This is a genomic window from Streptomyces sp. NBC_00620 (genome assembly GCF_026341825.1).
Classification (GTDB): Bacteria; Actinomycetota; Actinomycetes; order Streptomycetales; family Streptomycetaceae; genus Streptomyces.
On sequence record NZ_JAPENY010000001.1, the window covers coordinates 1,347,312 to 1,372,109 of the forward strand.

At 70.8% G+C, this 24,798-nt stretch carries 24 protein-coding genes; 6 read left to right on the forward strand and 18 right to left on the reverse strand.

The annotated features are described in order from the left end of the window. Positions 1 to 81: 81 nt before the first annotated feature. Entirely contained in the window at positions 82 to 2,610 is a 2,529-nt protein-coding gene (locus tag OG246_RS06180) for an ATP-dependent Clp protease ATP-binding subunit (RefSeq protein ID WP_266456974.1), read from the reverse strand. A 430-nt stretch (positions 2,611 to 3,040) separates the two neighbouring features. Here OG246_RS06180 and OG246_RS06185 point away from each other — a divergent pair, with 430 nt between their 5' ends. Next, complete coding sequence (locus OG246_RS06185) at positions 3,041 to 3,769, forward strand: SCO3374 family protein (protein WP_266456975.1); 729 nt, start codon at positions 3,041 to 3,043, stop codon at positions 3,767 to 3,769. On the opposite strand, the gene OG246_RS06190 is transcribed toward OG246_RS06185, so the two are convergent. The 10 genes from OG246_RS06190 to OG246_RS06235 all read right to left on the reverse strand — a co-directional run bounded on the left by OG246_RS06190 (position 3,748) and on the right by OG246_RS06235 (position 12,046). Next, positions 3,748 to 4,083: an Lsr2 family protein gene (locus OG246_RS06190; protein WP_266456980.1), complete on the reverse strand. Its 336-nt coding sequence runs from the start codon at positions 4,081 to 4,083 to the stop codon at positions 3,748 to 3,750. The two genes, OG246_RS06185 and OG246_RS06190, sit on opposite strands and share 22 nt — an antisense overlap. 228 nt (positions 4,084 to 4,311) lie before the next feature. After that, a complete protein-coding gene (locus tag OG246_RS06195; RefSeq protein ID WP_266456983.1) occupies positions 4,312 to 4,881 on the reverse strand; it encodes an amino-acid N-acetyltransferase in 570 nt (189 codons plus the stop codon). Between the two features lie 9 nt (positions 4,882 to 4,890). Next, positions 4,891 to 5,283 (reverse strand): BlaI/MecI/CopY family transcriptional regulator, encoded by a 393-nt coding sequence (locus OG246_RS06200; protein WP_266456986.1) that lies wholly within the window; start codon positions 5,281 to 5,283, stop codon positions 4,891 to 4,893. Between the two features lie 136 nt (positions 5,284 to 5,419). Further along, positions 5,420 to 5,599, reverse strand: a complete 180-nt coding sequence (locus OG246_RS06205; protein ID WP_266456989.1) for a hypothetical protein — start codon at positions 5,597 to 5,599, stop codon at positions 5,420 to 5,422. Between the two features lie 14 nt (positions 5,600 to 5,613). Then, complete coding sequence (locus OG246_RS06210) at positions 5,614 to 6,213, reverse strand: hypothetical protein (RefSeq protein ID WP_266463904.1); 600 nt, start codon at positions 6,211 to 6,213, stop codon at positions 5,614 to 5,616. Positions 6,214 to 6,548: 335 nt separating this feature from the next. Continuing rightward, a complete protein-coding gene (locus OG246_RS06215) occupies positions 6,549 to 7,346 on the reverse strand; it encodes a type III pantothenate kinase (RefSeq protein WP_266456992.1) in 798 nt (265 codons plus the stop codon). Between the two features lie 5 nt (positions 7,347 to 7,351). Continuing rightward, positions 7,352 to 8,344, reverse strand: a complete 993-nt coding sequence (gene nadC / locus OG246_RS06220) for a carboxylating nicotinate-nucleotide diphosphorylase (protein ID WP_266463908.1) — start codon at positions 8,342 to 8,344, stop codon at positions 7,352 to 7,354. Between the two features lie 5 nt (positions 8,345 to 8,349). Next, positions 8,350 to 10,128, reverse strand: coding sequence for an L-aspartate oxidase (locus tag OG246_RS06225; RefSeq protein ID WP_266457002.1), 1,779 nt, complete (start codon positions 10,126 to 10,128; stop codon positions 8,350 to 8,352). Beyond that, positions 10,125 to 11,117 (reverse strand): pantoate--beta-alanine ligase, encoded by a 993-nt coding sequence (gene panC / locus OG246_RS06230; protein ID WP_266457007.1) that lies wholly within the window; start codon positions 11,115 to 11,117, stop codon positions 10,125 to 10,127. Before panC ends, OG246_RS06225 begins: the two co-directional genes overlap by 4 nt. After that, positions 11,114 to 12,046, reverse strand: coding sequence for a Rossmann-like and DUF2520 domain-containing protein (locus tag OG246_RS06235; protein ID WP_266457010.1), 933 nt, complete (start codon positions 12,044 to 12,046; stop codon positions 11,114 to 11,116). The genes panC and OG246_RS06235 overlap by 4 nt, the downstream gene beginning before the upstream one ends. A gap of 185 nt (positions 12,047 to 12,231) precedes the next feature. On the opposite strand from OG246_RS06235, the gene OG246_RS06240 reads away from it, so the two are divergent. Then, complete coding sequence (locus OG246_RS06240) at positions 12,232 to 13,428, forward strand: low specificity L-threonine aldolase (protein ID WP_266457013.1); 1,197 nt, start codon at positions 12,232 to 12,234, stop codon at positions 13,426 to 13,428. A gap of 19 nt (positions 13,429 to 13,447) precedes the next feature. Here the strand turns inward: OG246_RS06240 and OG246_RS06245 are convergent, their stop codons facing one another. Beyond that, positions 13,448 to 13,651, reverse strand: coding sequence for a hypothetical protein (locus OG246_RS06245; protein ID WP_266457016.1), 204 nt, complete (start codon positions 13,649 to 13,651; stop codon positions 13,448 to 13,450). A 158-nt stretch (positions 13,652 to 13,809) separates the two neighbouring features. On the opposite strand from OG246_RS06245, the gene OG246_RS06250 reads away from it, so the two are divergent. Next, on the forward strand, positions 13,810 to 14,916 hold the full coding sequence (locus tag OG246_RS06250) for a DUF5937 family protein (protein ID WP_266457019.1): 1,107 nt from the start codon (positions 13,810 to 13,812) through the stop codon (positions 14,914 to 14,916). A gap of 104 nt (positions 14,917 to 15,020) precedes the next feature. On the opposite strand, the gene OG246_RS06255 is transcribed toward OG246_RS06250, so the two are convergent. The 3 genes from OG246_RS06255 to OG246_RS06265 form a co-directional block, all read right to left on the reverse strand. Beyond that, entirely contained in the window at positions 15,021 to 15,653 is a 633-nt protein-coding gene (locus tag OG246_RS06255; protein WP_266457021.1) for an AAA family ATPase, read from the reverse strand. 58 nt (positions 15,654 to 15,711) lie between these two features. Continuing rightward, positions 15,712 to 16,383 carry a response regulator transcription factor gene (locus OG246_RS06260; protein WP_266457024.1) on the reverse strand — a complete coding sequence of 224 codons (672 nt, stop codon included), beginning with the start codon at positions 16,381 to 16,383 and terminating at the stop codon, positions 15,712 to 15,714. A gap of 66 nt (positions 16,384 to 16,449) precedes the next feature. Then, positions 16,450 to 17,655 (reverse strand): sensor histidine kinase, encoded by a 1,206-nt coding sequence (locus OG246_RS06265; RefSeq protein WP_266457027.1) that lies wholly within the window; start codon positions 17,653 to 17,655, stop codon positions 16,450 to 16,452. A 118-nt stretch (positions 17,656 to 17,773) separates the two neighbouring features. Between OG246_RS06265 and OG246_RS06270 the strand changes: the two genes are divergently transcribed. After that, on the forward strand, positions 17,774 to 18,799 hold the full coding sequence (locus OG246_RS06270) for an SAM-dependent methyltransferase (RefSeq protein WP_266457030.1): 1,026 nt from the start codon (positions 17,774 to 17,776) through the stop codon (positions 18,797 to 18,799). On the opposite strand, the gene OG246_RS06275 is transcribed toward OG246_RS06270, so the two are convergent. After that, complete coding sequence (locus OG246_RS06275) at positions 18,764 to 19,915, reverse strand: NADH-quinone oxidoreductase subunit D (protein ID WP_266457033.1); 1,152 nt, start codon at positions 19,913 to 19,915, stop codon at positions 18,764 to 18,766. The two genes, OG246_RS06270 and OG246_RS06275, sit on opposite strands and share 36 nt — an antisense overlap. Positions 19,916 to 19,946: 31 nt before the next feature. On the opposite strand from OG246_RS06275, the gene OG246_RS06280 reads away from it, so the two are divergent. Next, a complete protein-coding gene (locus tag OG246_RS06280; protein WP_266457038.1) occupies positions 19,947 to 20,450 on the forward strand; it encodes a PH domain-containing protein in 504 nt (167 codons plus the stop codon). Positions 20,451 to 20,611: 161 nt separating this feature from the next. Beyond that, a complete protein-coding gene (locus tag OG246_RS06285; protein WP_266463912.1) occupies positions 20,612 to 21,892 on the forward strand; it encodes a PH domain-containing protein in 1,281 nt (426 codons plus the stop codon). Between the two features lie 85 nt (positions 21,893 to 21,977). On the opposite strand, the gene OG246_RS06290 is transcribed toward OG246_RS06285, so the two are convergent. Both OG246_RS06290 and OG246_RS06295 read right to left on the reverse strand, forming a co-directional pair. After that, positions 21,978 to 23,420 (reverse strand): hypothetical protein, encoded by a 1,443-nt coding sequence (locus tag OG246_RS06290; protein WP_266457043.1) that lies wholly within the window; start codon positions 23,418 to 23,420, stop codon positions 21,978 to 21,980. Between the two features lie 70 nt (positions 23,421 to 23,490). Next, a complete protein-coding gene (locus OG246_RS06295) occupies positions 23,491 to 24,612 on the reverse strand; it encodes an esterase family protein (protein WP_266457046.1) in 1,122 nt (373 codons plus the stop codon). Positions 24,613 to 24,798: the final 186 nt, after the last annotated feature.

A 24,798-nucleotide genomic window follows, 5' to 3' on the forward strand; every position in this document is an offset into this window, starting at 1 on the left:
AACGCCGACACACGAAAAAAGGGGCCGCCCCAGGACCGAAGTCCCAGGGCAGCCCCTCCGTTCAGGCGAGCGCCGTAGCGCCTACGCCTCCTTGCTCAGGTTCGGGCCGGCGCCGCCGGCCGCCTGCTCGATCGGCGGGACGTCGGGGAGCGCGGACTTCTCCTCGCCCCGGAAGGTGAACTTCTTCGCGTCACCCTCGCCCTCCGTGTCGACGACCACGATCTGGCCGGGACGCAGTTCGCCGAAGAGGATCTTCTCGGAGAGCAGGTCCTCGATCTCGCGCTGGATCGTCCGGCGCAGCGGCCGGGCGCCCATGACGGGGTCGTAACCCTTCTTCGCGAGGAGCGACTTGGCGGTCGGGCTGAGCTCGAGGCCCATGTCCCGGTCCTTCAGCCGCTCGTCCACCTTGGCGACCATGAGGTCGACGATCTGGATGATGTCTTCCTCGGTGAGCTGGTGGAAGACCACCGTGTCGTCGACACGGTTCAGGAACTCGGGGCGGAAGTGCTGCTTCAGCTCCTCGTTGACCTTGGCCTTCATCCGGTCGTAGTTGGACTTGACGTCACCCACGGCGGCGAAGCCGAGGTTGAAGCCCTTGGAGATGTCCCGGGTGCCGAGGTTGGTCGTCATGATGATGACCGTGTTCTTGAAGTCCACGACCCGGCCCTGGGAGTCGGTCAGGCGACCGTCCTCCAGGATCTGGAGAAGCGAGTTGAAGATGTCCGGGTGAGCCTTTTCGACCTCGTCGAAGAGAACCACCGAGAACGGCTTCCGACGCACCTTCTCCGTCAGCTGGCCACCCTCTTCGTAGCCCACGTAACCGGGGGGCGAACCGAAGAGACGCGAGACCGTGTGCTTCTCGCTGAACTCCGACATGTCGAGGGAGATCAGCGCGTCCTCGTCGCCGAAGAGGAACTCCGCGAGGGTCTTCGACAGCTCGGTCTTACCGACACCCGAGGGGCCGGCGAAGATGAACGAACCACCGGGACGCTTCGGGTCCTTGAGACCCGCTCGCGTACGACGGATCGCCTGCGAGAGCGCCTTGATGGCGTCCTTCTGGCCGATGACCCGCTTGTGGAGCTCGTCCTCCATGCGCAGCAGACGCGAGGACTCCTCCTCGGTCAGCTTGAAGACCGGGATGCCGGTGGCGGTCGCGAGGACCTCGGCGATCAGCTCGCCGTCGACCTCGGCGACGACGTCCATGTCGCCGGCCTTCCACTCCTTCTCCCGCTTGGCCTTGGCGGCCAGGAGCTGCTTCTCCTTGTCGCGCAGCGAGGCGGCCTTCTCGAAGTCCTGCGAATCGATCGCGGACTCCTTGTCGCGGCGCACGCCCGCGATCTTCTCGTCGAACTCGCGGAGGTCCGGCGGAGCGGTCATCCGGCGGATACGCATCCGGGAGCCCGCCTCGTCGATCAGGTCGATCGCCTTGTCGGGGAGGAACCGGTCGGAGATGTAGCGGTCCGCGAGCGTCGCGGCCTGCACCAGGGCCTCGTCCGTGATGGAGACGCGGTGGTGGGCCTCGTAGCGGTCCCGCAGTCCCTTGAGGATCTCGATCGTGTGGGGGAGGGAAGGCTCCGCCACCTGGATCGGCTGGAAGCGGCGCTCGAGGGCCGCGTCCTTCTCGAGGTGCTTGCGGTACTCGTCCAGAGTCGTCGCACCGATGGTCTGCAGCTCGCCGCGGGCCAGCATCGGCTTCAGGATCGAAGCCGCGTCGATGGCGCCCTCGGCGGCACCCGCACCGACCAGCGTGTGCAGCTCGTCGATGAACAGGATGATGTCGCCGCGGGTGCGGATCTCCTTGAGCACCTTCTTCAGGCGCTCCTCGAAGTCACCGCGGTAGCGGGAGCCGGCGACCAGCGCGCCGAGGTCCAGGGTGTAGAGGTGCTTGTCCTTGAGGGTCTCGGGCACCTCGCCCTTGACGATGGCCTGGGCGAGGCCCTCGACGACGGCGGTCTTGCCGACGCCGGGCTCACCGATCAGGACCGGGTTGTTCTTGGTGCGGCGGGACAGCACCTGCATGACCCGCTCGATCTCCTTCTCGCGCCCGATGACCGGGTCGAGCTTGGACTCACGAGCGGCCTGGGTGAGGTTCCGGCCGAACTGGTCGAGGACCAGGGACGTCGAGGGAGTGCCCTCGGCAGGACCGCCACTGGCGCCGGCGGTCTCCTTGCCCTGGTAGCCGGAGAGCAGCTGGATGACCTGCTGCCGCACCCGGTTGAGGTCTGCGCCCAGCTTGACCAGGACCTGGGCGGCGACGCCCTCGCCCTCACGGATCAGGCCGAGCAGGATGTGCTCCGTGCCGATGTAGTTGTGGCCCAGCTGAAGGGCCTCGCGGAGCGAGAGCTCCAGGACCTTCTTGGCACGGGGGGTGAAGGGGATGTGCCCGGACGGGGCCTGCTGACCCTGCCCGATGATCTCCTCCACCTGCTGGCGGACCGCCTCGAGCGAAATCCCGAGGCTCTCCAGGGCCTTAGCGGCGACACCCTCACCCTCGTGGATCAGGCCCAGGAGGATGTGCTCGGTGCCGATGTAGTTGTGGTTGAGCATCCGGGCTTCTTCCTGAGCCAGGACGACAACCCGCCGCGCGCGGTCGGTGAACCTCTCGAACATCGTTAATCGCTCCTCAGAGCGGTCAGGCAGTAAGGGGACGCTCCCCTCCCTGTCCTTCCGCAGCTTAGTCCCGCAAGCGGGGACCGCTCATTCCAACTGCCGACACCGTCCTTGGCCTCCTGACCCCGAACGCCGACATCTGCTCCAACCTGATGGTGCGAGACGATGTTCCCGCAGGCCAGGCAGATACTCTCTCCAGCTGTACGCCGATGGCGAACGTGAGATGCCCGAGCCATGCGTGTCGCCCCTCCCACTAGGGATGTCTTACCCGTACGCACTGACACTCCATGCCACGCACGCCGGTTCCCTCCGCTACGGGCGAACACCCTTGCGCCGCCGATCACCCCCGCACGCCCCTTTTTCCCGCACTCTGTGCGTTCACCGGAACACCCAGCGTAACTCCGGAGCCTTTCCGGCGGTTGCTCCTGGCATGGTTCACACCGTCCCCCTCCCCCGTCGGCCGCTCGACGATCCGAGCGATGCGGTGCAGCAGTGGTACGAGAACGAACTGGGCTGGGCGACAGTGCCCGGAGCACCGGTACGACTCGCCACCGGCCTGCGCTTCGACGTCCTGGACGTGCCGGCGGAGGCGGGGTACGCGGCGCTGCGGCACCTGGGCCCCGGGTCTCCGGTGGCGCTGCACGGAGGGCGCCGCACGCGTGGGGAGCGGATGCGGTTCCTGGTGGCCGCGGGGAGCGCGGACGAGCTGCCGGGGCTGCTCGACTGGCTGGAGTGGGGGGCCCTCACGCTGGATCTCAGGGCGATCGGCGCGGGCGGGAGCATCGAGGCTCCACCGCCACCTGCTGTTCGACCGCCGGGAATGCCGGGGGATTCACCGGGTCCGGGTTGTTCACAGAGGCCCGGTGCGCAAGAGGCCGATTCATGGGGGCCGGACATGAAAGAGGCCGGTCCACGGGGGCCCGGCACACAAGAGGCCAGTCCACAGGGGGCCGCTGTCTGGCTGCGGCCCCCCGAGCCTGGCTGCGAGGTCGAACCCTCGCTGCCGACACTGTCGGCATTTTCGGCGCTGCCGGCATGGCCGGCCGTGGGGGGCGTTGGGGGCGCCCCCGACCTCGTACGACTCGTCGACACGTTGGCGACGCAATGCCACCGGGTACGGCTTCGGCGCGCGTGCGCTCAGCCGTTGGCCTTCTCGTAGGCCTCACGAATGGTCGCGGGAACTCGGCCACGGTCATTGACCTCGAAGCCGTTCTCCTTCGCCCACGCGCGGATCTGCGCGGTGTCCTGGCTGCCACCGGAAGCGACGCGGGCCTTTCCGCGTGCCCCCGAAGCGCGGCCTCCGGTACGGCGGCCACCCTTCACGTAGGGGTCGAGAAGGCCACGGAGCTTGTCCGCATTGGCGGTCGTGAGATCGATTTCGTACGTCTTGCCGTCCAACGCGAACGTCACGGTCTCGTCGGCCTCGCCACCGTCGAGGTCGTCGACAAGAAGGACCTGAACCTTCTGTGCCACCGGATTTCCTTTCATCGATAACTTCAGGGCCGAGGGACTACAGCGTCTGCCGCTGTTTCACGGCCCCTGTTATATGCAGTACTGCAGTACGTCGGAAAGCAAACCGCTTTTGCTGGAAAAACACAAACCCCTGGAGGAGACCGACAGGGCAGTGGTAGACCGGAAACGTGCGCGTTTCGGACATAGGGAACCTGGGCAGGGCGTTCAAACCGGAATAGTTGTCGGCGATCACAGATGCAGAAGCATCCGGCTGTTGCCCAAGGTGTTCGGTTTCACTCGTTCGAGACCGAGGAACTCCGCCACGCCCTCGTCATAGGAGCGCAGTAGCTCGGCGTAGACATCGGTGTCAACGGGTGTCTCGCCGATCTCCACGAAGCCGTGCTTCGCGAAGAAGTCCACTTCGAAGGTCAGACAGAAAACGCGACGAACGCCGAGCCAGCGGGCGGTCTGCAGCAACTTCTCCAGCAACTGATGACCGACACCGGCGCCCTTGACCGCGGGGTTCACGGCGAGAGTGCGGACTTCCGCGAGGTCTTCCCACATCACGTGCAGCGCACCGCAGCCGACGACCTCGGCGTTGTCGTCCCGTTCCGCGACCCAGAACTCCTGGATGTCCTCGTAAAGCGTCACCGTCGCTTTGTCGAGCAGGATGCGGCGCCGGACGTTCGCGTCAAGGAGCCGGCGCACGGCCGCGACATCGCTGGTCCTGGCCCGCCGGACGGTGATGGCTTTTGAGGCGGCTACGGGATGTTCTGACGGAGGCTTCGCCGGAAGCTCCGCGGGATGCTCTGCTGGCATGAGCGGACGCTATCGCCCGCTGTCGTCCCGCTCGGAGCCGGGGTTCTCGCCGGGCGACTTCTCCGCCTCCGGCGTTTCCGGTCCTTGCACCATACGTACGGCGTCGCGCAGCGCATGTCGCTGTTCCTCGCTCATCATGCCGAAGAACGCGACGAGAGCGGCCGCCGGGTTGTCGCTCTGCGACCAGGCGTCGTTCATCAACGCGGCCGCGTAGGCGGCCCGTGTGGAGACCGCCTCATATCGATAGGCCCGGCCTTCGGCTTCGCGGCGCACCCAGCCCTTCTGATGGAGATTGTCCAAAACGGTCATCACCGTGGTGTAGGCGATGGACCGTTCCTGCTGAAGGTCTTCCAGGACTTCTCGAACGGTCACCGGGCGGTTCCACTTCCACACCCGCGTCATGACCGAGTCTTCGAGTTCTCCCAATGGGCGAGGCACAGCTCAGAACAATAGTGGGAGATCGGCAACAAAAAGGGCGTACGACTCGAAAAACGTATGAGTCGTACGCCGATGAGTTGTCCCGGTGTGGGCCGGGTGCTCAGTTCTCGGTGTCCCGGGAGGTCTGGCGGGCGCTCTCCGCACGCGCGAGGGCGGCGTCGACGACCCCGTCCTCCTTGGCCTTGTTGGCCCCGCCCTGGCTCTTCACGATCGTCACGATCAGCCCGATGAAGAACGCGGCCATCACTACGGGGGGCACGAGCGCGGAGACATAGTCCATGCCCCCCAGAGTAGCTACCCGGCCGCGAGCTGTTGAGGGGGGTTCGCCGGTGGTGGTGCGGGTTTGCGCTTCGGGGGGAAGACCTCGCCCGGGGTGGGGATGGGGCTCTCCGGGTGCGGGGTCTTGGCCGGGGGCCGTGGCTGTGGCTGGCCGGCCGGTTTGTCCGCGGGCTTCTTGGCGCCCTCCTCCGAGGCCAGGCCGCCGGGGAGGGCGAGGAGGCGGGTGCGGGACGGCGGGACGGCGCGGACGGACAGGCGGGCGCGTACGTCCTGCTCGGCCAGCGTGCGGCAGCGGTCCAGGAGGGTGGCCGCGGCGGGGTTGCCGCGCAGGGCCCGGAGCGCGGCAAGATCGTCGGGGTTCGGGCGGTAGCCGTTGCCGAGCGCCTCCTCCAGGAGCAGGAGGTAGCCGGCCGCTGTGCCGGGCAGCGCGGCCCGGTAGCGGGCGAGGTCGGCCACCAGGAAGGCCCGGAGCCTGGCTCCCTCGCGGGCCGCCTCGTCGACGGACTCTGCGAGTCGGAGGCAGTCCTGGAGGTCCTCGGCCGAGACGGGGCTGGGGTGAAGGGCGAGGGCGAGAGCGCGACGGAGCACACGCAGCTCCTCCGCACCGAACGCCATGCCGCCGCGGGATCCGTATGGCGTGGGCATGCGGCGACGATACGCGCTAATCAGACAAAACGCGCATAAGGCGTGGGTGCGGCGCGCCTCCCCTGGCCGGGGCTGCAGTCTTCAGCCCGGGCCGGGGGAAATCTTTCCGCCCGTCCGGCGTTTGAGGACGAGGCGGCGCCCATCCCGATCCCCCACCCACCCGCGGGGGCGGCCGTTTCAGCCCGTCCGGCGTTTGAGGACGAGCGCGTCAGCGCGATGCGGGGGTCTGGGGGCGGCAGCCCCCAGGAACGGGACGGGCAGGGGCGGAGGGGGCGAAAAACCCGACAGCGGCTCAGCCGCAGGCACTACGTACGCGACACGTTCCGCTCGTACACCAGCCGCAGCCCGATCAGCGTCAGCCACGGCTCGTGCTCGTCGATGACCGACGCCTCGCCGAGCACCATCGGCGCCAGGCCGCCCGTGGCGATGACGGTGACGTCGTCGGGATCGTCGGCGAGTTCGCGGGCCATGCGGTTGACGACACCGTCGACCTGGCCGGCGAAGCCGTAGATGATGCCCGACTGCATGGCCTCGACGGTGTTCTTGCCGATGACGGTCCGCGGGCGGGCGATCTCGATCTTGCGGAGCTGAGCGCCCTTGACGCCGAGGGCCTCGACCGAGATCTCGATGCCCGGAGCGATCACACCACCCGCATACTCGCCGCGCGCGGACACCGCGTCGAACGTCGTCGCCGTACCGAAGTCCACGACGATCGCCGGGCCCCCGTAGAGCTCGACCGCCGCCACCGCGTTGATGATGCGGTCGGCGCCGACCTCCTTGGGGTTGTCCATCAGGATCGGGACGCCGGTCTTGATGCCGGGTTCGACCAGCACGGCGGGCACGTCTCCGTAGTAGCGGCGCGTCACCTCGCGCAGCTCGTGCAGGACGGACGGGACCGTGGAACAGATGGCGATGCCGTCGATGCCGTCGCCGAGTTCCTCGCCGAGCAGCGGGTGCATGCCCATCAGGCCCTGGAGGAGCACGGCGAGCTCGTCGGCGGTGCGGCGGGCGTCCGTGGAGATGCGCCAGTGCTCGACGATCTCCTCCCCGTCGAAGAGGCCGAGGACGGTGTGTGTGTTGCCGACGTCGATCGTGAGCAGCATGGGTCCTACGCCGCCTCGTCCGTCGAGGCCTCGCGCAGGTCCAGGCCGATGTCCAGGATCGGCGAGGAGTGCGTGAGTGCGCCCACCGCCAGGAAGTCGACGCCGGTCTTGGCATACGCCTCGGCGTTGCCCAGGGTGAGGCGGCCGGAGGCCTCCAGGAGCGCGCGACCGCCGACGAGCGCGACGGCCTCCTCGCACTCGACGGGGGTGAAGTTGTCCAGAAGGATCAGGTCGGCGCCCGAGTCCAGGACCTCGCGGAGCTGGTGCAGGGTGTCGACCTCGACCTCGATCGGCACGTCCGGGAAGGCCTCGCGTACGGCCTTGAAGGCCTGTGCGACGCCGCCCGCCGCGACCACGTGGTTGTCCTTGACGAGTGCCGCGTCCGAGAGGGACATGCGGTGGTTGACGCCACCGCCGCAGCGCACCGCGAACTTCTCCAGGGAGCGCAGGCCCGGCGTCGTCTTGCGGGTGTCCCGCACGCGGGCCTTGGTGCCCTCCAGAGCGTCCGCCCACGCGCGCGTGGCGGTCGCGATGCCGGACAGGCGGCACAGGAGGTTCAACGCGCTGCGCTCGGCCGTCAGGAGGTCACGGGTGAGCGTGGTGACGGTCAGGAGCTTCTGGCCCGCCTCCACCCGGTCGCCGTCCTCGACGTGCCGCTCGACCGAGAACTCGTCCGTGCAGACCACGGAGATGACCGCCTCGGCCACCCGCAGGCCCGCGACCACACCGGCGTCGCGGGCGGTGAAGTCGGCGCTGGAGACGGCGTCCTCGGGGACGGTCGCCACGGTCGTCACGTCCACGCCGTGGTCGAGGTCCTCCTGGATGGCCACGTTCGCGATGTCCTCGACCTCCAGGGGGTCGAGTCCCGACTCGGCGAGGAGCTGGGCGAGCGCGGGGTCGAGGCCGCACTCCAGGTAGGTCTCGTCCGCGTCGGCGCCGCAGCCGCAGCCGTCGCCGCAGCCGCCGCTCTGGACGAGGGGAAGGTCGGGGGTGCTCACTTCGGTCACTGCTCCTGGGGACGGGGCTGACGGTCCTGGCGGTTCTGCCGGGTCGGGGGGAAGTCTGCGGTGTCTGTGGTGTGTACGGCGAGCGTCCGGTCGGGATTCAGCCGTACGACGATGTGGCGGCGCCAGTCCGTGTCGTCCCGGTCGGCGTGGTCCTCGCGCCAGTGGCAGCCGCGGGTCTCCTCGCGGAGATGGGCGGCGGTGACGAGGACCCGGGCCACGCACAGGAGGTTGGTGGCCTCCCAGGTGTCGACGCCGGGCTCGGCGGTCTTGCCGTTCTCGTCGAGGGCGTCGCGGGCGTCGGTGTGCAGCCGCTGGAGCCGCTCGGCAGCGGTGGCGAGGGACGCGGCCGAGCGCAGGACGCCCGCGCCGTCCGTCATGATCCGCTGGATCGCGAACCGGGCCTCCGGGGCGAGCAGCGGGTGGGCGGGCTTCTCGGGGTGCGGGACCGGTTCGGGCACGCGCGCGTGGAGGCGGTTCTCCTCGTGGCGGCTCGCTATGTCCGCCGCGATGCGCTCGGCGTAGACCAGGCCCTCCAGGAGGGAGTTGGAGGCGAGCCGGTTCGCGCCGTGCACGCCGGTGCAGGCGACCTCGCCGCACGCGTAGAGGCCCGGCACCGTGGTGCGGCCCCGGGCGTCCGTGCGGACGCCTCCGGAGGCGTAGTGGGCGGCCGGGGCCACCGGCACGGGCTCGGTCACCGGGTCGATGCCGTGGGCGCGGCAGGCGGCCAGGATCGTCGGGAAGCGGTGCTCCCACATGTCGGTGCCGAAGTGCCGGGCGTCGAGGAACATGTGCTCGGCGTCCTGCTCCTGCATGCGGCGCATGATGCCCTTGGCGACGATGTCCCGGGGCGCCAGCTCGGCCAGTTCGTGCTGGCCCACCATGAAGCGCACGCCGTCCGCGTCGACCAGGTGGGCGCCCTCGCCGCGTACCGCCTCGGAGACGAGCGGCTGCTGGCCCTCCGCGTCCGCGCCCAGGAAGAGCACCGTCGGGTGGAACTGCACGAATTCGAGGTCGGAGACTTCGGCACCGGCGCGCAGGGCCAGCGCCACGCCGTCCCCCGTCGACACGGACGGGTTGGTGGTCGCCGAGAAGACCTGGCCCATGCCGCCGGTCGCGAGGACCACGGTGGGGGCGTGCACGGCGCCCACGCCGTCGTGCTGGCCCTCTCCCATGACGTGCAGGGTCACGCCCGCGGTGCGGCCGTCGGCGTCCGTGAGGAGGTCCAGGACGAGCGCGTTCTCGACCGTACGCAGGCCACGCGCGCGTACCGCCTCGACGAGCGCCCGGGAGATCTCGGCGCCGGTCGCGTCGCCGCCGGCGTGCGCGATACGGCGGCGGTGGTGACCGCCCTCGCGGGTGAGCTCCAGGTCGCCCGCGGCGGACTCGTCGAAGTGGGCGCCGGTCGCGATGAGGCGGCGTACGGCGTCGGGGCCCTCGGTGACGAGGATGCGTACGGCCTCCTCGTCGCACAGGCCCGCGCCCGCCACCAGGGTGTCGTCGAGGTGCTGCTCGGGGGTGTCGCCCTCGCCGAGGGCCGCGGCGATGCCGCCCTGCGCCCAGCGCGTGGAGCCGTCGTCCAGGCGGGCCTTGGTGACGACGACGGTCCGCAGCCCTGCGGCCTCGCAGCGGAGTGCGGCGGTCAGGCCCGCGACGCCGGAGCCGACGACCACGACGTCGGCGGTGAGGGCCCAGCCGGGGGCCGGGGCGTGCAGTCGTATGCCGGTACCGGTGCTCGTACCTGCACCTGTACCCGTACCTGTGCCTTTGCCGGTCACGGGGCGGCTCCGAAGATGAGGGGGATGTTGTCGATCAGGCGGGTCGTCCCGACCCGGGCGGCGACGGCGAGGACCGCCTCGCCGGTGAAGTCCTCGCCGACCTCGGTGAAGTCGGACGGATCGACCAGTGCCAGGTAGTCCAGGGCCAGCGGCGGCTGCAGGCGCGCCGCCTCGTCGAGGACGAGCCGGGCCGCGGCGCGGACGCCGGCGGGACCGCCAGGGACGGACTTCGCGACCGCGTGCGCGTCGGCCGCCGCGCGGGACTCGCCGATCGCGCTGAGGGCCTCGGCACGCGCACGCGTGGCGGGTACTTCGCGGGCACGGGCGCGCAGGGCCTCCTGGGCGGCGTGCCGGTCGCGGCCGGCGAACAGTGCCCGCGAGAGGGCGAGCGCGGTGCGCCGCTCCTGGGGCGAGAGGTAGCGGTTGCGGCTGGAGAGGGCGAGCCCGTCCTCCTCGCGGACGGTGGGTACGCCGACGATCTCCACGCCGAAGTTCAGGTCGCGCGCCATGCGCCGGATCAGCGCCAGCTGCTGGGCGTCCTTCTGCCCGAACAGCGCCACGTCGGGCCGGGTGAGGTGCAGCAGCTTGGCGACGACGGTGAGCATGCCGTCGAAGTGCCCGGGGCGGGTGGCTCCTTCGAGGCGCCCGCCCATGGGGCCCGCACTGATGCGGACCTGGGGTTCGCCGCCCGGGTAGACCTCGTCCACGGAGGGGGCGAACACGGCGTCCGCGCCCGCCTCCTCGGCGATCTTGAGGTCGGCGTCGAGGGTGCGCGGGTAGCGGTCGAGGTCCTCGCCCTTGCCGAACTGGAGGGGGTTCACGAAGACGGTGACGACCACTTCGCCCTGGTCCCCGGCGATCTCGCGGGCCGTGCGGATCAGCGTGGCGTGGCCCTCGTGCAGGGCGCCCATCGTCATGACGACGGCTCGGCGGCCGTTCCGTACGCGCGCGTGCAGCTCGTCGGCGGTGCGCAGGAGGGCGGTGGTCATCGGTCGCTCCCGTCGTCCGGCAGGGCCGCGCCGTTGGCGAGTACGCCCAGGAGGTCCTCGGCGAGTTCCGGCTTGAGCAGCCCGTGCGCGAGCGCGCGGTCGGCGGTCGCGCGGGCCATCGCGAGGTAGCCGGCGACGGTACCGGGGGCGTGCTTGCGCAGCTCCGCGACGTGCGCGGCGACCGTGCCCGCGTCCCCGCGCGCGACGGGCCCGGTGAGGGCCGCGTCGCCCGACCTGAGGGCGTTGTCCAGGGCGGCGCCGAGGAGCGGGCCCAGCATCCGGTCGGGGGCCTCCACGCCCGCGGCGCGCAGCAGTTCCATGGACTCGGCGACCAGGGTCACCAGGTGGTTGGCGCCGAGCGCGAGGGCCGCGTGGTAGAGCGGCCGGTTCTCCTCGGCGATCCACTCGGGTTCGCCGCCCATCTCGATCACCAGGGCCTCGGCGGCGAGCCGCAGCTCCTGGGGCGCGGTGACTCCGAAGGAGCATCCGACGAGCCGCTGTACGTCCACGGCGGTGCCGGTGAACGTCATCGCGGGGTGCAGCGCGAGCGGCAGCGCGCCCGCCCTGAGCGCCGGGTCGAGCACGCGCGCGCCGTACCGTCCCGAGGTGTGCACGAGCAGCTGCCCGGGGCGCACGGCCCCGGTCTCGGCGAGCCCCTCCACGAGGCCCGGCAGGGCGTCGTCCGGGACGGTCAGCAGCACCAGATCCGAGCGCTCCATGACCTGGGCCGGGGTCATCAGCGGCACGTCGGGCAGCAGCTGCGCGGCCCGCCGTACGGAGGCGTCGGAGACGCCGGAGACGGCCACCGGGCGGTGTCCGGCGAGCTGGAGAGCCGCGGCGAGGGCGGGGCCCACCCGGCCCGCGCCGACGACGCCGACGGTGAGCCGCGCGGGGCGGTCCCTGGGATCCGGCTGTTGGAATGTACTCACTCGACGGCGGCCTTCCCGTTCCAGTCCGCTCTGGGTACCGGACGATGTACCGAACGATTTCTCGTCATGTTAACGCGATTGGTTCCAGGGCCGTTTTCGTTGTCCACAGGCTGTGGGTTTCCGCAGGTCGCGGGGGCGCGGAAACCGGGGTGCCACAGCGAACGGGCACGCGGCATCATCCAGGGATGAGCGATACGGCGGAAGAAGCGGTTGAAGAGGCGGCCGAGCAGACCTCGGCCGAGACGGACGAGACGGACCAGCGGAAGCGGGAGCGGCGCGTTGCCGCCTGGCGGGCGGCGCGGAGGGTGCTGTGGCGCCCCAGCTACCAGAACACGGTCCGCGACCGGCTGGCGTGGCTGAACGACGGGGCCGAGGGCGTGTACGACCTCGACCAGCCGGTCGACATGTACGGCGACCGGCTGGTGGAGACCCTGGAGGAGCGGGTCGCGGGCCTGCTCGGCAAGGAGGCCGCCGTCTTCTTCCCCACCGGCACCATGGCCCAGCAGATCGCCCTGCGCTGCTGGGCGGGCCGCACCGGGAACCCGACCGTCGCGATGCATCCGCTCGGCCATCCAGAGGTCCATGAGCGGCATGCGTTCAGCCAGGTCAGCGGCCTGCGCCCGGTCCATGTGACGGACGAACCCCGGCTGCCTACCGCCGAGGAGATAAGCGACCTCCCGGAGCCCTTCGGCGCGCTGATGCTCGAACTGCCGCTCAGGGACGCCGGTTTCCTGCTGCCCTCCTGGGAGGAGCTTTCCGAGTCCGTCGAAGCCGCGCGGGAACGTGACGCGGTGGTGCACTTCGACGGGGCCCGGCTCTGGGAGTGCACCACGCACTTCGGCCGCCCCCTGGACGAGATCGCGGGCCTCGCGGACAGCGTCTACGTGTCGTTCTACAAGTCGCTCGGCGGGTTCGGCGGAGCGGCGGTCGCGGGCCCGCAGACACTGATCGACGAGGCGAAGACCTGGCGGCACCGGTACGGCGGCATGGTCCTCCAGCAGTTCCCGACCGTCCTGGCGGCGCTCATCGGCCTGGAGCGGGAGCTGCCCCGGCTGCCGGAATACGTGGCCCACGCGCGCGTGGTCGCCGCCGCCCTGCACGAGGGGTTCACGGAGGCCGGGGTCCCCTGGGTACGCGTCCACCCCGAGGTACCGCACACCCACCAGTTCCAGATCTGGCTGCCGTACGACCCCGACGTCCTCGGGGACACGGGGCTGCGGCAGACCGAGGAGACGAAGACCGGCCTGTTCGCGCAGGGCTGGGTGCGTGGCGGCCCGGGGCTCGCCTACACCGAGGTCACGGTGGCGGCGCCCGGCCTGGAGTGGACGGCGGAGGACGTCAAGGCGGCCGTACGGGACTTCGTGGAGCGGTTGCCCCACTGACCGCCTCCCCCGCCGCGGGTCAGCAGCCGGCGTGCAGCCACCGGCCCAGGGCTTCTCGTATCCGGCCGTGGGCCGGGCGCTCCGCCACGACCGCGCGGAACCGCCGGTAGTCGCGCAGTTCGCGTACGGCCTGCCAGTCGTGCGTGCCCGGTGCCGGAGGGGCGGGCTCGCCGTGCTGCCGGGCCCGGTAGGTGTCGAGGAGGTACTGCTGGGTGATGCTCATGGCGGATCGCCTCTCGGGACGGGGAATGGGATCCGTAGGCCCCGCGCGGTGTGCCCCGGTCATCCCAGCCTGCGCCTGCTCACGCCGTACGTCGCCTCGATTGACGGGCGTGGTCAATCGACGACGGCGTTGTCAGTGGCCGGGTGCACCATGAGGTCATGAGCGTGCACATCGACATCACCGGGCTGCGGCGGGAGGACATCGCCGTCGTGCCGTCGCCGCTGGCCGAGCTCGGGATGGCGCTGCACGCCCTGTCCGAGCCGGGGCACCATCCCGGGCTGCAGGGCTGGGCGACGGGGGTGACCGCACGGCTCGAGCCCGATCTCGCGGACCGGATGTGCGAGGCGGAATTCCTGTGGCGGACGACGTTCTCGGACCTGTTCCTGCCCGCCGCGGGGATTCCGGGCGGGACCACGCTGCCGGGCGCGACGCTCGCCGAGGACCTGGATCTGCTGGACAAGCTGACGGACGAGCAGTTCGTGGACGCCGCCCTGGAGTTCACGTGTGCGCTGGCGTACGACTCGCACGGACCCGACGCGCTCTCCGACCCGGAGGTGCGCCGCCGCGCGGTGGACCTGGCCGCCTCGCGCGGGCCGCAGCAGGTGCAGTTCACCATGCGGCTGCTCGACGATCCACCGAGCGTCAGGGCCTGGCTGAGGCGGTTCCTGGAGGACTGCGACGAGGCATTCTTCGCCGAGGCCTGGTCCCGCCTGCGCCACCAGCTCGCGGCGGACGCCCGACACAAGACGGACCTGCTCCGGCACAAGAACCTGGCCGCGGCGCTGGCCTCCGTGTCCCCCGCGCTGGCGCTGGACGAGGCGGCCGGGCGGCTCACCGTCGACAAACTGTCCGAGGGCCGCACGGTCACCGCGGACGGCGGCCTCCTGCTCGTGCCCACCAGTCTCGGCTGGCCGCATCTGCTGGTGCTGCACCGATACCGGTGGCAGCCGGTGCTGCACTACCCGATCAGCTCGCCCGAGCTCGCCGCCCCGCCCTCGGTCGAGCAGCTGACCCTGCGGATGACCGCGCTGTCCCACCCGGTCCGGATGCGGATCTGCCGTCACCTGGCCCGCAGCGCGTACACCACGGGCGAGCTGGCGCAGGTGCACGGGATGAGCGCTCCCGAGATATCCCGGCATCTGAGCGTGCTCAAGAAGGCGGGCTTGATCACCACGCGGCGCCGGGGCCGGTATGTACTGCACCAACTGGACGTCACTGTCGTGGCCCGGCTGGGGAGCGACTTCCTGGAGGGGATCCTGCGCTGAGCGCTCCGCTGGAGTTGCGGTGCTTCGTCTGCGGGTCCGTCGTGGCTGGTCGCGCAGTTCCCCGCGCCCCTATGGGGCGCTGTCGCCCCCCCAGCCACTCCGCCTCAGTCGAACCTGATGTGCCGCGCGCTCGTCCACGCCCGGCGCAGCCGCCCCCGCAGCACCCCGTCCCGGTTCGGTGTGAGGGTGAGGCCCGCCAGGACCGCGATCCGGTCCGCCGTCTTGGCGACCGTCGTGTGGTCGGTCCACAGGTGTTCGGCGAACTCCGGCTCGCGCAGCCGCTCCAGGCAGTGGTCGAGCTGCTGCACGGCCCAACTCTCGCGGCGCAGCGGGGCGTCCTTGCGGGCGACGTACTGGAGGAGGTGCCCGAAGCCGCGCTCGCGCAGCCGCTTCAGTACGGTCTCGCGTTCGGCGAGGAGCGCGAAGTGGCGTACGTCGTGGCCCAGTTCGCGCAGCCGCCCGACGGTCTCCTCGAAGTAGAGGGGGTTCGTGACCGTCATGGGGGCGATCACGACACCGTCCTGCTTGCTGAGGGCGAGGTCGAGCACCTCGACCACACCCTGCCGCCAGGACCTCAAGTCCTGGAAGTCACCGCGTAGTTCGGGCGGCAGCATGCGGCGCAGACCGAAACCGGCGTGTTCCGGGTCGCAGACGACGCTGCCGGGCAGCCGTCGCTGGATCTCGTGTGCGGTCTGTGTCTTGCCGCCCCCGAAGGGGCCGTTGATCCACAGGAGCATGCGCAGACCCTAGTGGGCGCCGGTCACGCGCCGGTCACGCCCCCCGGCGTCCACACCGTCAGCCGTGCCCGCCCGCCCGCACCAGTCCCGTCTCGTAGGCGAGGACGACCACCTGGACCCGGTCGCGCAGCCCCAGCTTCGTCAGAATGCGGCCCACGTGCGTCTTCACGGTCGCCTCGGAGAGCACGAGGCGGGCCGCGATCTCCCCGTTGGAAAGGCCCTGCGCGACCAGGATCATGACCTCGCGCTCGCGGCCGGTGAGCCGCTCCAGCTCCTTGTGCTGGGGCTCCTGGCCGGCGTGCGGCAGCAGCGGCGCGAACCGGTCGAGCAGGCGCCGGGTGGTGGAGGGCGCGACCACGGCGTCGCCGCTGTGCACGGAGCGGATGGCGGTGAGGAGTTCGGCGGGCGGCACGTCCTTGAGCATGAAGCCGGAGGCGCCGGCCTTCAGCCCGGAGAAGGCGTACTCGTCGAGGTCGAAGGTGGTGAGGATCAGCACCTTGGGCGGGTTGGGGTCCGAGCAGATGCGGCGGGTCGTCTCGACGCCGTCCAGCTTCGGCATGCGTACGTCCATCAGCACGACGTCGACCTCGGTCGCACGCAGCACCTGAAGGGCCTCCACGCCGTCGCCCGCCTCGGCCACGACCTCCATGTCCGGCTGGGCGTCGAGCACCATCCGGAAACCGGTGCGCAGCAGCACCTGGTCGTCGACGAGCATCACTCGGATCGCCATCGGGGGCCTCTTCCGTTTCCGTCTAAGTCAAAAAAAGGGGGGTCACTAAAGGGAGCGTGACAGGTGTCAGTGAGCGGGCTTGAGGGGGAGCAGGGCGCTGATGCGGAAGCCTCCGCCCGGACGCGGCCCCGCGTCCAGGGTGCCGCCCACCATGCCAACGCGCTCGCGCATACCGATCAGACCGTGTCCCTGTCCGTCGGCGCCCCCCTCCTCGTACAGCTCGTGGGGCGCGCCCTTGCCGTCGTCCTCGACGAGGAGTCCGAGGCCGTCGTCGAAGTAGACCAGGCGCACGCTGGCGCCCGTGTTCGGGCCCCCGTGCTTGCGCGTGTTGGTGAGCGCCTCCTGCACGATGCGGTAGGCCGTGAGTTCCACGCCGCTGGGGAGGGGGCGCGGGGTGCCCTCCACCTTGAAGTCGACGGGGAGGCCCGAGGTGCGGCACTGCTCGATGAGGTCGGCGAGCTGCTCCACGTCGGGCTGCGGCACGTACTCGCCGACCTCCTGGTGCTCGCCGGTGCGCAGTACGCCGAGCAGGCGGCGCATCTCGGCGAGGGCCTGGCGGCCGGTTCCCGAGATGGTCTCCAGGGCCTTCCTGGCCTGCTCGGGGGCGGTGTCCATGACGTAGGCGGCGCCGTCGGCCTGGACCACCATCACCGAGACGTTGTGCGCGACGACGTCGTGCAGTTCGCGGGCGATCCGGGCGCGCTCGGCGGCGACGGCGACCTTGGACTGCGCCTCGCGCTCCTTCTCCAGCCGGGCGGCGCGCTCCTCGAGCTGGGCGAGGTAGGCGCGACGGGTGCGGATGGAGTCGCCGAGCACCCAGGCGAGCGCGAAAGGCACCGTCTGGAAGACGGCTATCAGGACGACGCCCAGTGCGCTCGTCTCCGTCTGGGGCCAGCGGATCTGCGAGAGGGTTCCCGCGCACAGGCCGCCGATCAGCCCCAGGCGGGAGGCCCAGCGGGCGCCGTCCGCGGCGACGGTGTAGATGATCACCATCATCGCGAAGTCGGCGGGAATCACCTCGACGTCGACGATCAGCTGCACGACGCCCATCAGGCCGGCCAGCAGCAGCATCTTCTCGGGCATCCGGCGGCGCAGCGCGACGACCAGGCACAGGACGACGGCGATCGGGAGAGCCACGGCGGACGACCCGTGGTTCTCCTGGCCCCCGGTGACACTGCTGAGACTCACGCCGGTGATCCCGAGCAGGACGACGGCCCAGAAGCTGTCGACCCATGTCGGGTGCCTGCGGAGAAAGTCATAGAGGCGCTGCACGTAACCCAGCGTAGGGAAGCGTGCAGTGTGCAGGGGTCAACCGGAGGATCGATCCCTGGCCGCCGCGCGTACTCCCCAAGGTGGAGGCCCGCTTCTCCGTGCCGCTTAGCCTGGCCCGGTGAGAGACGAGGAAACGGACGGGTTCCGGGGTTGGCGCGAGGCGACGGAGGAGTCGCTGTACGGGCCTCGCGGCTTCTATCGCAGGCCCGAGGGGCCCGCGGGGCACTTCCGTACCTCGGTGCACGCCTCCCCGCTCTTCGCGCATGCCGTGGCCCGGCTGCTGTGCCGCGTCGACGCAGCCCTCGGGCGCCCGGCCACGCTCGCCTTCGTCGACATGGCGGCGGGCCGCGGCGAACTGGTGACCGCGGTCCTCGCCGCACTTCCCGCCGAAGTGGCCGCCCGCGCGCGCGGGTACGCCGTCGAACGCGCCGCCCGCCCCGCCGGTCTTGATCACCGGATCGAGTGGCTCGCGGAGCCCCCGAAGGGCGTCACCGGGCTGCTGTTCGCCAACGAGTGGCTGGACAACGTGCCGCTGGAGGTCGCCGAGGTGGACTCGGAGGGTGTGGCGCGCGTGGTTCTCGTACGACGGGACGGCACCGAGCGCCTCGGGGAGCCCGTCGCGGGTGCGGAAGCGGAGTGGCTGCGGAAGTGGTGGCCGCTGTCCTCCGAAGGGGACCGTGCGGAAATCGGGCTCCCCAGGGATGCCGCCTGGGCCTCCGCGGTCGCCTCGCTCGGACGCGGTCTCGCCGTGGCCGTCGACTACGCGCACGTCGCCGGTGCGCGGCCCCCGTTCGGGACGCTCACCGGCTTCCGGGAGGGCCGGGAGACGGTGCCCGTCCCGGACGGCTCGTGCGACATCACCGCGCACGTGGCGCTCGACGCGTGCGCGCTGCCCGGGGGGCGCGTGGAGACCCAGCGGAACGCGCTGCGCGCGCTGGGCGTGAGCGGCGCACGCCCGGCGCTCGCCCTCGCGTCCACAGACCCCACGGCCTACGTGCGCGCCCTTGCGAGCGCCGGCGCGGCGGCCGAACTGACCGCGCCCGGCGGCCTGGGCGACTTCGGCTGGCTGCTCCAGCCGGTTGGAATTCCGGACGGTCTGGCCGGCGACCTACTTGTCGATGTCCCCGACCACGAAGAACAGTGACCCGAGGATCGCCACCATGTCCGCGACCAGCGTGCCCGGCAGCAGTTCGGTGAGCGCCTGGATGTTGTTGAACGAGGCCGAGCGCAGCTTCAGCCGGTACGGGGTCTTCTCGCCCTTGCTGACCAGGTAGTAGCCGTTGATGCCGAGGGGGTTCTCGGTCCAGGCGTACGTGTGGCCCTCGGGCGCCTTCAGGACCTTGGGCAGCCGCTGGTTGATCGGGCCGGTCGGAAGGTCCGCGAGCCGGTCGAGGCAGGCGTCCGCGAGGTCGAGCGCGTTGTGGGTCTGCTCGAGGAGGCACTCGAAGCGGGCCAGGCAGTCGCCCTCCTGGCGGGTGACGACCTTCAGGGTGTCCTGGAGCTCCCCGTACGCGAGATACGGCTCGTCCCGGCGCAGGTCGAAGTCGACCCCGGAGGCGCGCGCGATCGGCCCGCTCACGCCGTACGCGTGCACGGCCTCCGGCGCGAGCGCCCCCACGCCCCGCGTGCGCCCCCTGAAGATCTCGTTGCCGAGCACCAGGTCGTCGAACCGGTCCATACGGGAACGCAGGGCCGCGACGGAGGCACGCGCGCGCGTGGTCCATCCGGCCGGAAGGTCCTCCTTGAGGCCGCCGACCCGGTTGAACATGTAGTGCATGCGCCCGCCGGAGACCTCCTCCATGACGTGCTGGAGCTCCTCGCGCTCCGTGAAGGCGTAGAAGATCGGGGTGATCCCGCCCAGCTCCAGGGGGTAGGAGCCCAGGAACATCAGGTGGTTCAGTACCCGGTTCAGCTCAGCGAGCAGCGTGCGCGTCCAGACCGCGCGTTCGGGGACCTCCATGCCGAGCATCCGCTCCACGGCGAGGACGACGCCCAGCTCGTTCGCGAAGGCGGAGAGCCAGTCGTGGCGGTTGGCGAGCATGATGATCTGGCGGTAGTCGCGCGCTTCGAAGAGCTTTTCCGCCCCGCGGTGCATATAGCCGATGACCGGCTCCGCGTGCTGGATCCGCTCGCCGTCCAGGACGAGCTTCAACCGCAGTACACCGTGCGTGGACGGGTGCTGGGGCCCGATGTTGAGCACCATGTCGGTGCTCTCCGCGGCGCCGCCGATGCCGACCATGGTCTCCGTCGTGGGAGTCATGGGCACAGTCTCTCGTACGTACGCTTGCCACATGGAGACGGGGAGCATGGAGACCACCGGAAACTCGGCGACCGAGCCGGTCTGGAACGGGCTGCCCCGCGGGCTGCTCCGGATGCGACGGCTGTTGCTGGTGGTGTGGCTGGGGTTGCTGACGATCGTCGTGGGGTTGGTGCTCGAGACGTTCGCCGGGCTCGTGTGGGCCTCGTTCGCCCTGCTGCCGCTGGCCCTGCTGGCGTGGGGCTGGCGGATGCTGGGCCGCAACTGGCAGTCCTGGCGGTACGCCGAGCGCGTGGACGACCTGCTGATCAGCAAGGGTGTGCTGTGGCGTGAGGAGACCGTGGTGCCGTACGGGCGGATGCAGCTGGTCGAGGTGACCTCCGGGCCCGTCGAGCGGCACTTCGGGCTCGCCAGTGTCCAGCTGCACACGGCGGCCGCGGCGACCGACGCACGCATCCCCGGCCTGGAACCGGCCGAGGCCGAGCGGCTGCGAGACCGGCTCACCGAGCTGGGCGAGGCACGATCGGCAGGCCTGTGAGTACGCCTTCCGCGGCGACCCCGGGCGCGGACAACGCGTCCCCGGGCACCGACGACGCCGTACGGGATCCGGGCACGGACAACGCCGTACAGACTCCGGGCACGGACACGGCCGTACGGACTCCGGGCGCCGACAACCCCGTACCGGAGCCGAAACCGCTCCTGGAGCGGCGCCTGCACCCCGTAACGCCCCTGCGGCGCGCATGGGCGCCGGTCGCGGTGATCGCCGGATGGGCCGTGCACGACCCCAACCAGGCGCAGGAGCAGCTGACCAAGCTCGCCACGACCACGCTGCTGCTCGCCTTGGCCGTGGCCGTCACGGGCGGTGCCCTCTACGGCTTTCTGACCTGGTGGTTCACGCACTTCGCGGTGACCGACACCGAACTGCGCATCCGTACGGGCCTGTTGTTCCGGCGCACCGCGCACATCCGGCTCGACCGGCTCCAGGCGGTCGACGTCACCCAGCCGCTGCTGGCGCGCGTCGCCGGCGTCACCAAGCTCAAACTCGATGTCATCGGGACGGACAAGAAGGACGAACTGGCATATCTGGGCGAGGACGAGGCCCGCGTCCTGCGCGCCGAACTCCTCGCCCGCGCGGCCGGTTTCGCCCCCGAGACGGCACACGAGGTCGGCGAGGCACCCGTACGGCAGCTGCTGCACGTCCCCGCGGGCAAGCTCGCCGTCTCCCTGGTGCTCACCGGCGCCACCTGGGGGACGCTGGCCGCCGCGCTCGTCGTACCGTCGTTGCTGTGGTGGGCGACCCACAGCGTGTGGACGGTCCTCGCGACCGCTCTGCCGCTGCTCGGCGCGGCGGGTGCGAGCAGCCTGGGGCGGTTCGTCAGCGAGTACGACTGGACAGTCGGCGAGTCTCCGGACGGGCTCCGGATCGACCACGGGCTCCTGGACCGTACGCACGAGACGGTGCCGCCCGGGCGCGTGCAGACCGTACGGATCGTGGAACCGCTGCTGTGGCGGCGGCGCGGCTGGGTACGGGTGGAGCTGGACGTGGCCGGGTCCGCCAACTCCGTGCTCGTGCCGGTTGCTCCGCGCGAGGTCGCCGAGTCGATGATCGCGCGGGTGCTGCCGGGGGTGACGGTGCCGACCCCGCTGTCGCGGCCGCCGCGCCGGGCCGGGTGGTGCGTGCCGTTCTGGTGGCGGGGTTACGGCCTCGCCGTCACCGACACCGTCTTCGTGGCCCGCCACGGGCTGCTCCGCCGCAGCCTCTCGCTCGTGCCGCACGCGAAGGTCCAGAGCGTACGTCTGGAGCAGGGGCCCTGGGCCCGCTTCAAGCGGCTCGCCGACGTCCATGTGGACACGGGGGCCAACAAGACGGTGACGGCGCGGCTGCGGGACGCCTCCGAGGCGGCGAAGCTTCTGGAGTCCCAGGCGGACCGGTCGCGCACGGGGCGGCGGGAGGCCCGACCGGATCGGTGGATGGCGTGAGTGGTCCTGAAATGTAGGACGTGAGGGCGGGCGGTGGCTTGTGCCACCGCCCGCCCTCACGTTTCTGCGTTCCGGGACCGCCGGGTCAGGAAACCGCGCTCCGCAGCTCGGCCACGTCGATCCGCTCGGTCTCGTCGTGGACGGTCAGGTCGATGACCTGGCCGACGCCGCGGGATTCCTCGTCCGCGGGCTTGAAGCCGGCCTCGGCCTCGGCCTTGTGGAGGGCGAGCGCCTCCTGACCGACCACATCGGCGAGGTCCTCGTTCTGTACGGCCTCCAGCGCGGTCGCGGACGACTCCTGCTGCGTACCGAAGAAGTCGAAGCCGCCCTCGACCGACGGACGCCGCACGGGCGCTGCCGGTACGACGGCCACCGCGGTCGGCACGGTGAAGTGCCCCGAGGACGGGGAGGGCTTCACGGGCTTGACGGGCTTCGGCGGCTTCGCGGGAGCCGGGAGACTCGAGGGCTTCGCAGGGGCCGAGTGGGCCGAGGGCTTCGCCGGGTGCGAGTGATCCGCGGGATGCGAGGGGTGTGACGGGTCCTCAGGGTCTTCAGGATCCGCGGGGTCCGGGCTCTGGGGCGACTTCGAGGACGGGTCCCGCGCCGGGTCCTGCGTCGGCTCCTGCGAGGACGAGGACTTGGAGGGCTTCGCCTCGGCGGCCGCGCGCTCATGACCGCCGACCGCCTCGGGCTTCCCCTCGGCCTCGCCCTCCTCCGCGGCGGCGCCGTCGGAAGCACTCGCCTCGGCCTCCGTGGAACCGGCCTGCAACGACTCGGTCTTCACCGGCTCGATCGGTTCGGATTCGTGCGGCTCCGGAGCAACGTTCGAGATGCGGTTCAGCGCCGCGTAGGCCCGCAGGAAGAGCGACGACCCGGCCGGGGAGAAGACCTCGGGAGACTTCTGCACAACCGTGTGGCCCTCGATCGCCTCGGTTGTCTCTGCTGCCTCACCGGCATCGACGGCGTCCGCATCCGCGTCCGCGTCAGGACCGGCGGAAACCGCCTCGGGCTCCTCAGGAACCTCCGGTTTCTCCGAACCGGCGGTCAGTGCCGCGGGCAGCGCGCGAGCCGGCGTCGTCTCTATCGCGAGCAGTCGGCGACCCTCCAGGGCGCTCGCCCGCTCCGTCTCCGCCGTGGCGTACCGCCTCAGCAGCGCCGCGTGTTCGTTGCGCAGGCCCGCCAGTTCGGTCCGCTTCGCGCGCAGCTTGTGCTCCAGCTTGACGCGCAGCTCGCGGGACTCGTCGAGGTCGGTCTCCAGTTCGGCGACGCGCTCCTCGTAACGCCACTCGTCGCTCGCACGCGCGCGCGAGAGGTCCGCCACCTGTTTGCCCGCGGACGAGTCCCAGCGGCGCATGACGACAGCGCCGAGTACCGCCGTCAGCGCGGCACCCGCGGCCAGCCCGCGGAGCACCGTCGGCTCGGTGAACAGCCAGGGCCCCACGGCGCAGACGAGCGAGACGCCTGCGATCGCCGAAGGAGGCAGCAGCCTGTGCAGAGGCGGTGAATGGCGGTGACGTCCACGTGGCATGGCCAGAAACTTACCGCGCGTAGGCGAATCTTGGAGCCCCGCATGGTAAAAACACAGCCACCTCGCAGCCTCAGCGGTCGCTCAGCCGCCCGCTCATCCACTCCAGCGTCCCCGGAATCTCACGCCGCCAGGTGTTGAAGTTGTGGCCGCCGCTGTCGAGGATGATCGACGAGATCCGAGTGTGCCGCCTCGACTTCACCAGCTCTATGAACTTCAACGTGTCCTGGTAGTCGGCCTCGCCCACCTTGCTGCTGCTGACGAGCAGTGAGGTGTCGGGCGCGGGCCTGTGCTTCAGGTACCACCTCAGGTCGGCGCTGTTCCGCAGTTCCTCGTCCCCGTGGAAGAGATCGCCCGTCGTGGGGTCGATCGGCGCCTTGTAGTACGCCGACAGGCCCGCCCCCGCGGCATACACCTCAGGGTGGTGGACAGCGAGTTTCAAGGCGCAGTAACCGCCTGTGGAGTCGCCGATGATGCCCCAGCTGCCGGGTTTTTCGCCCACCCTGTAGTGGGCCGATACGGCGTCGGGGAGGTCCTTGGCGAAGAAGGACTCGGTCTGCGGGCCGCCCGGGATGTCCACGCACTCGGTGTCCCTCGGGGGCGCGACGGTCGGCCGCAGCATGACCAGGATCATCGGCTGCATCCTGCCGTCCCTGGCCAACTCATGGGCCGTCTGCGGGTAATGCAGGCCTTTGATCAGCGCTTCGGCGGTGCCCGGATACCCGGTGAGGACGGCGGCGGCCGGGAAGGTACGGGTGCGGTACCGCGACTGGAAGTACTCCGGGGGCAGATAGACGTACGCCGGAGTGGCGATGTGCGTCGTACGGCCCACGATGTCGATCTTCTGGATCTGGCCGCCGACCCTCGGCCGTGAACCGCCCGCCACCTTCACCTGCTGGGTGTCGACCACCTGGAGGGGGCCGCCGTCGGCGAAGTCGTGGTCGACGACCACGCCCTCGCCGCGCTCCCTTCCGAAGAGGTCGGCCCAGCTCGCGTAGAAGCCGAACGTCTGGTTGGCGCAGAGGCCGACCGAGACGAAGACGGCGACCTGGGTGGCCAGCAGCAGGCCGACCCGTCCGCTGACGGCCCGCCAGCCGCGCCGTGCCAGCCTCGGCCACAGCCACACCGTGCCGACGAACAGCAGCACGGCGAGCAGGACCGCCGACACCAGCAACTCGTTACTCGTGAGTCCCATGGGCTGTTCTGCCTGCGCTTTCCGTGCCGTGACCGCCCCGCACTTTCGCGAGCACTTGCCCGGCACTTTCCTTGCCTTTTGAACCGGCTTTCCCGCGGGGAGTGAACCTGTCTCCCGAAGACACCGTCCTAGAGGGCGCAATGTCGCCGGATGCCGGAATGGCACCGGAATTCAAGGTCTCTCACC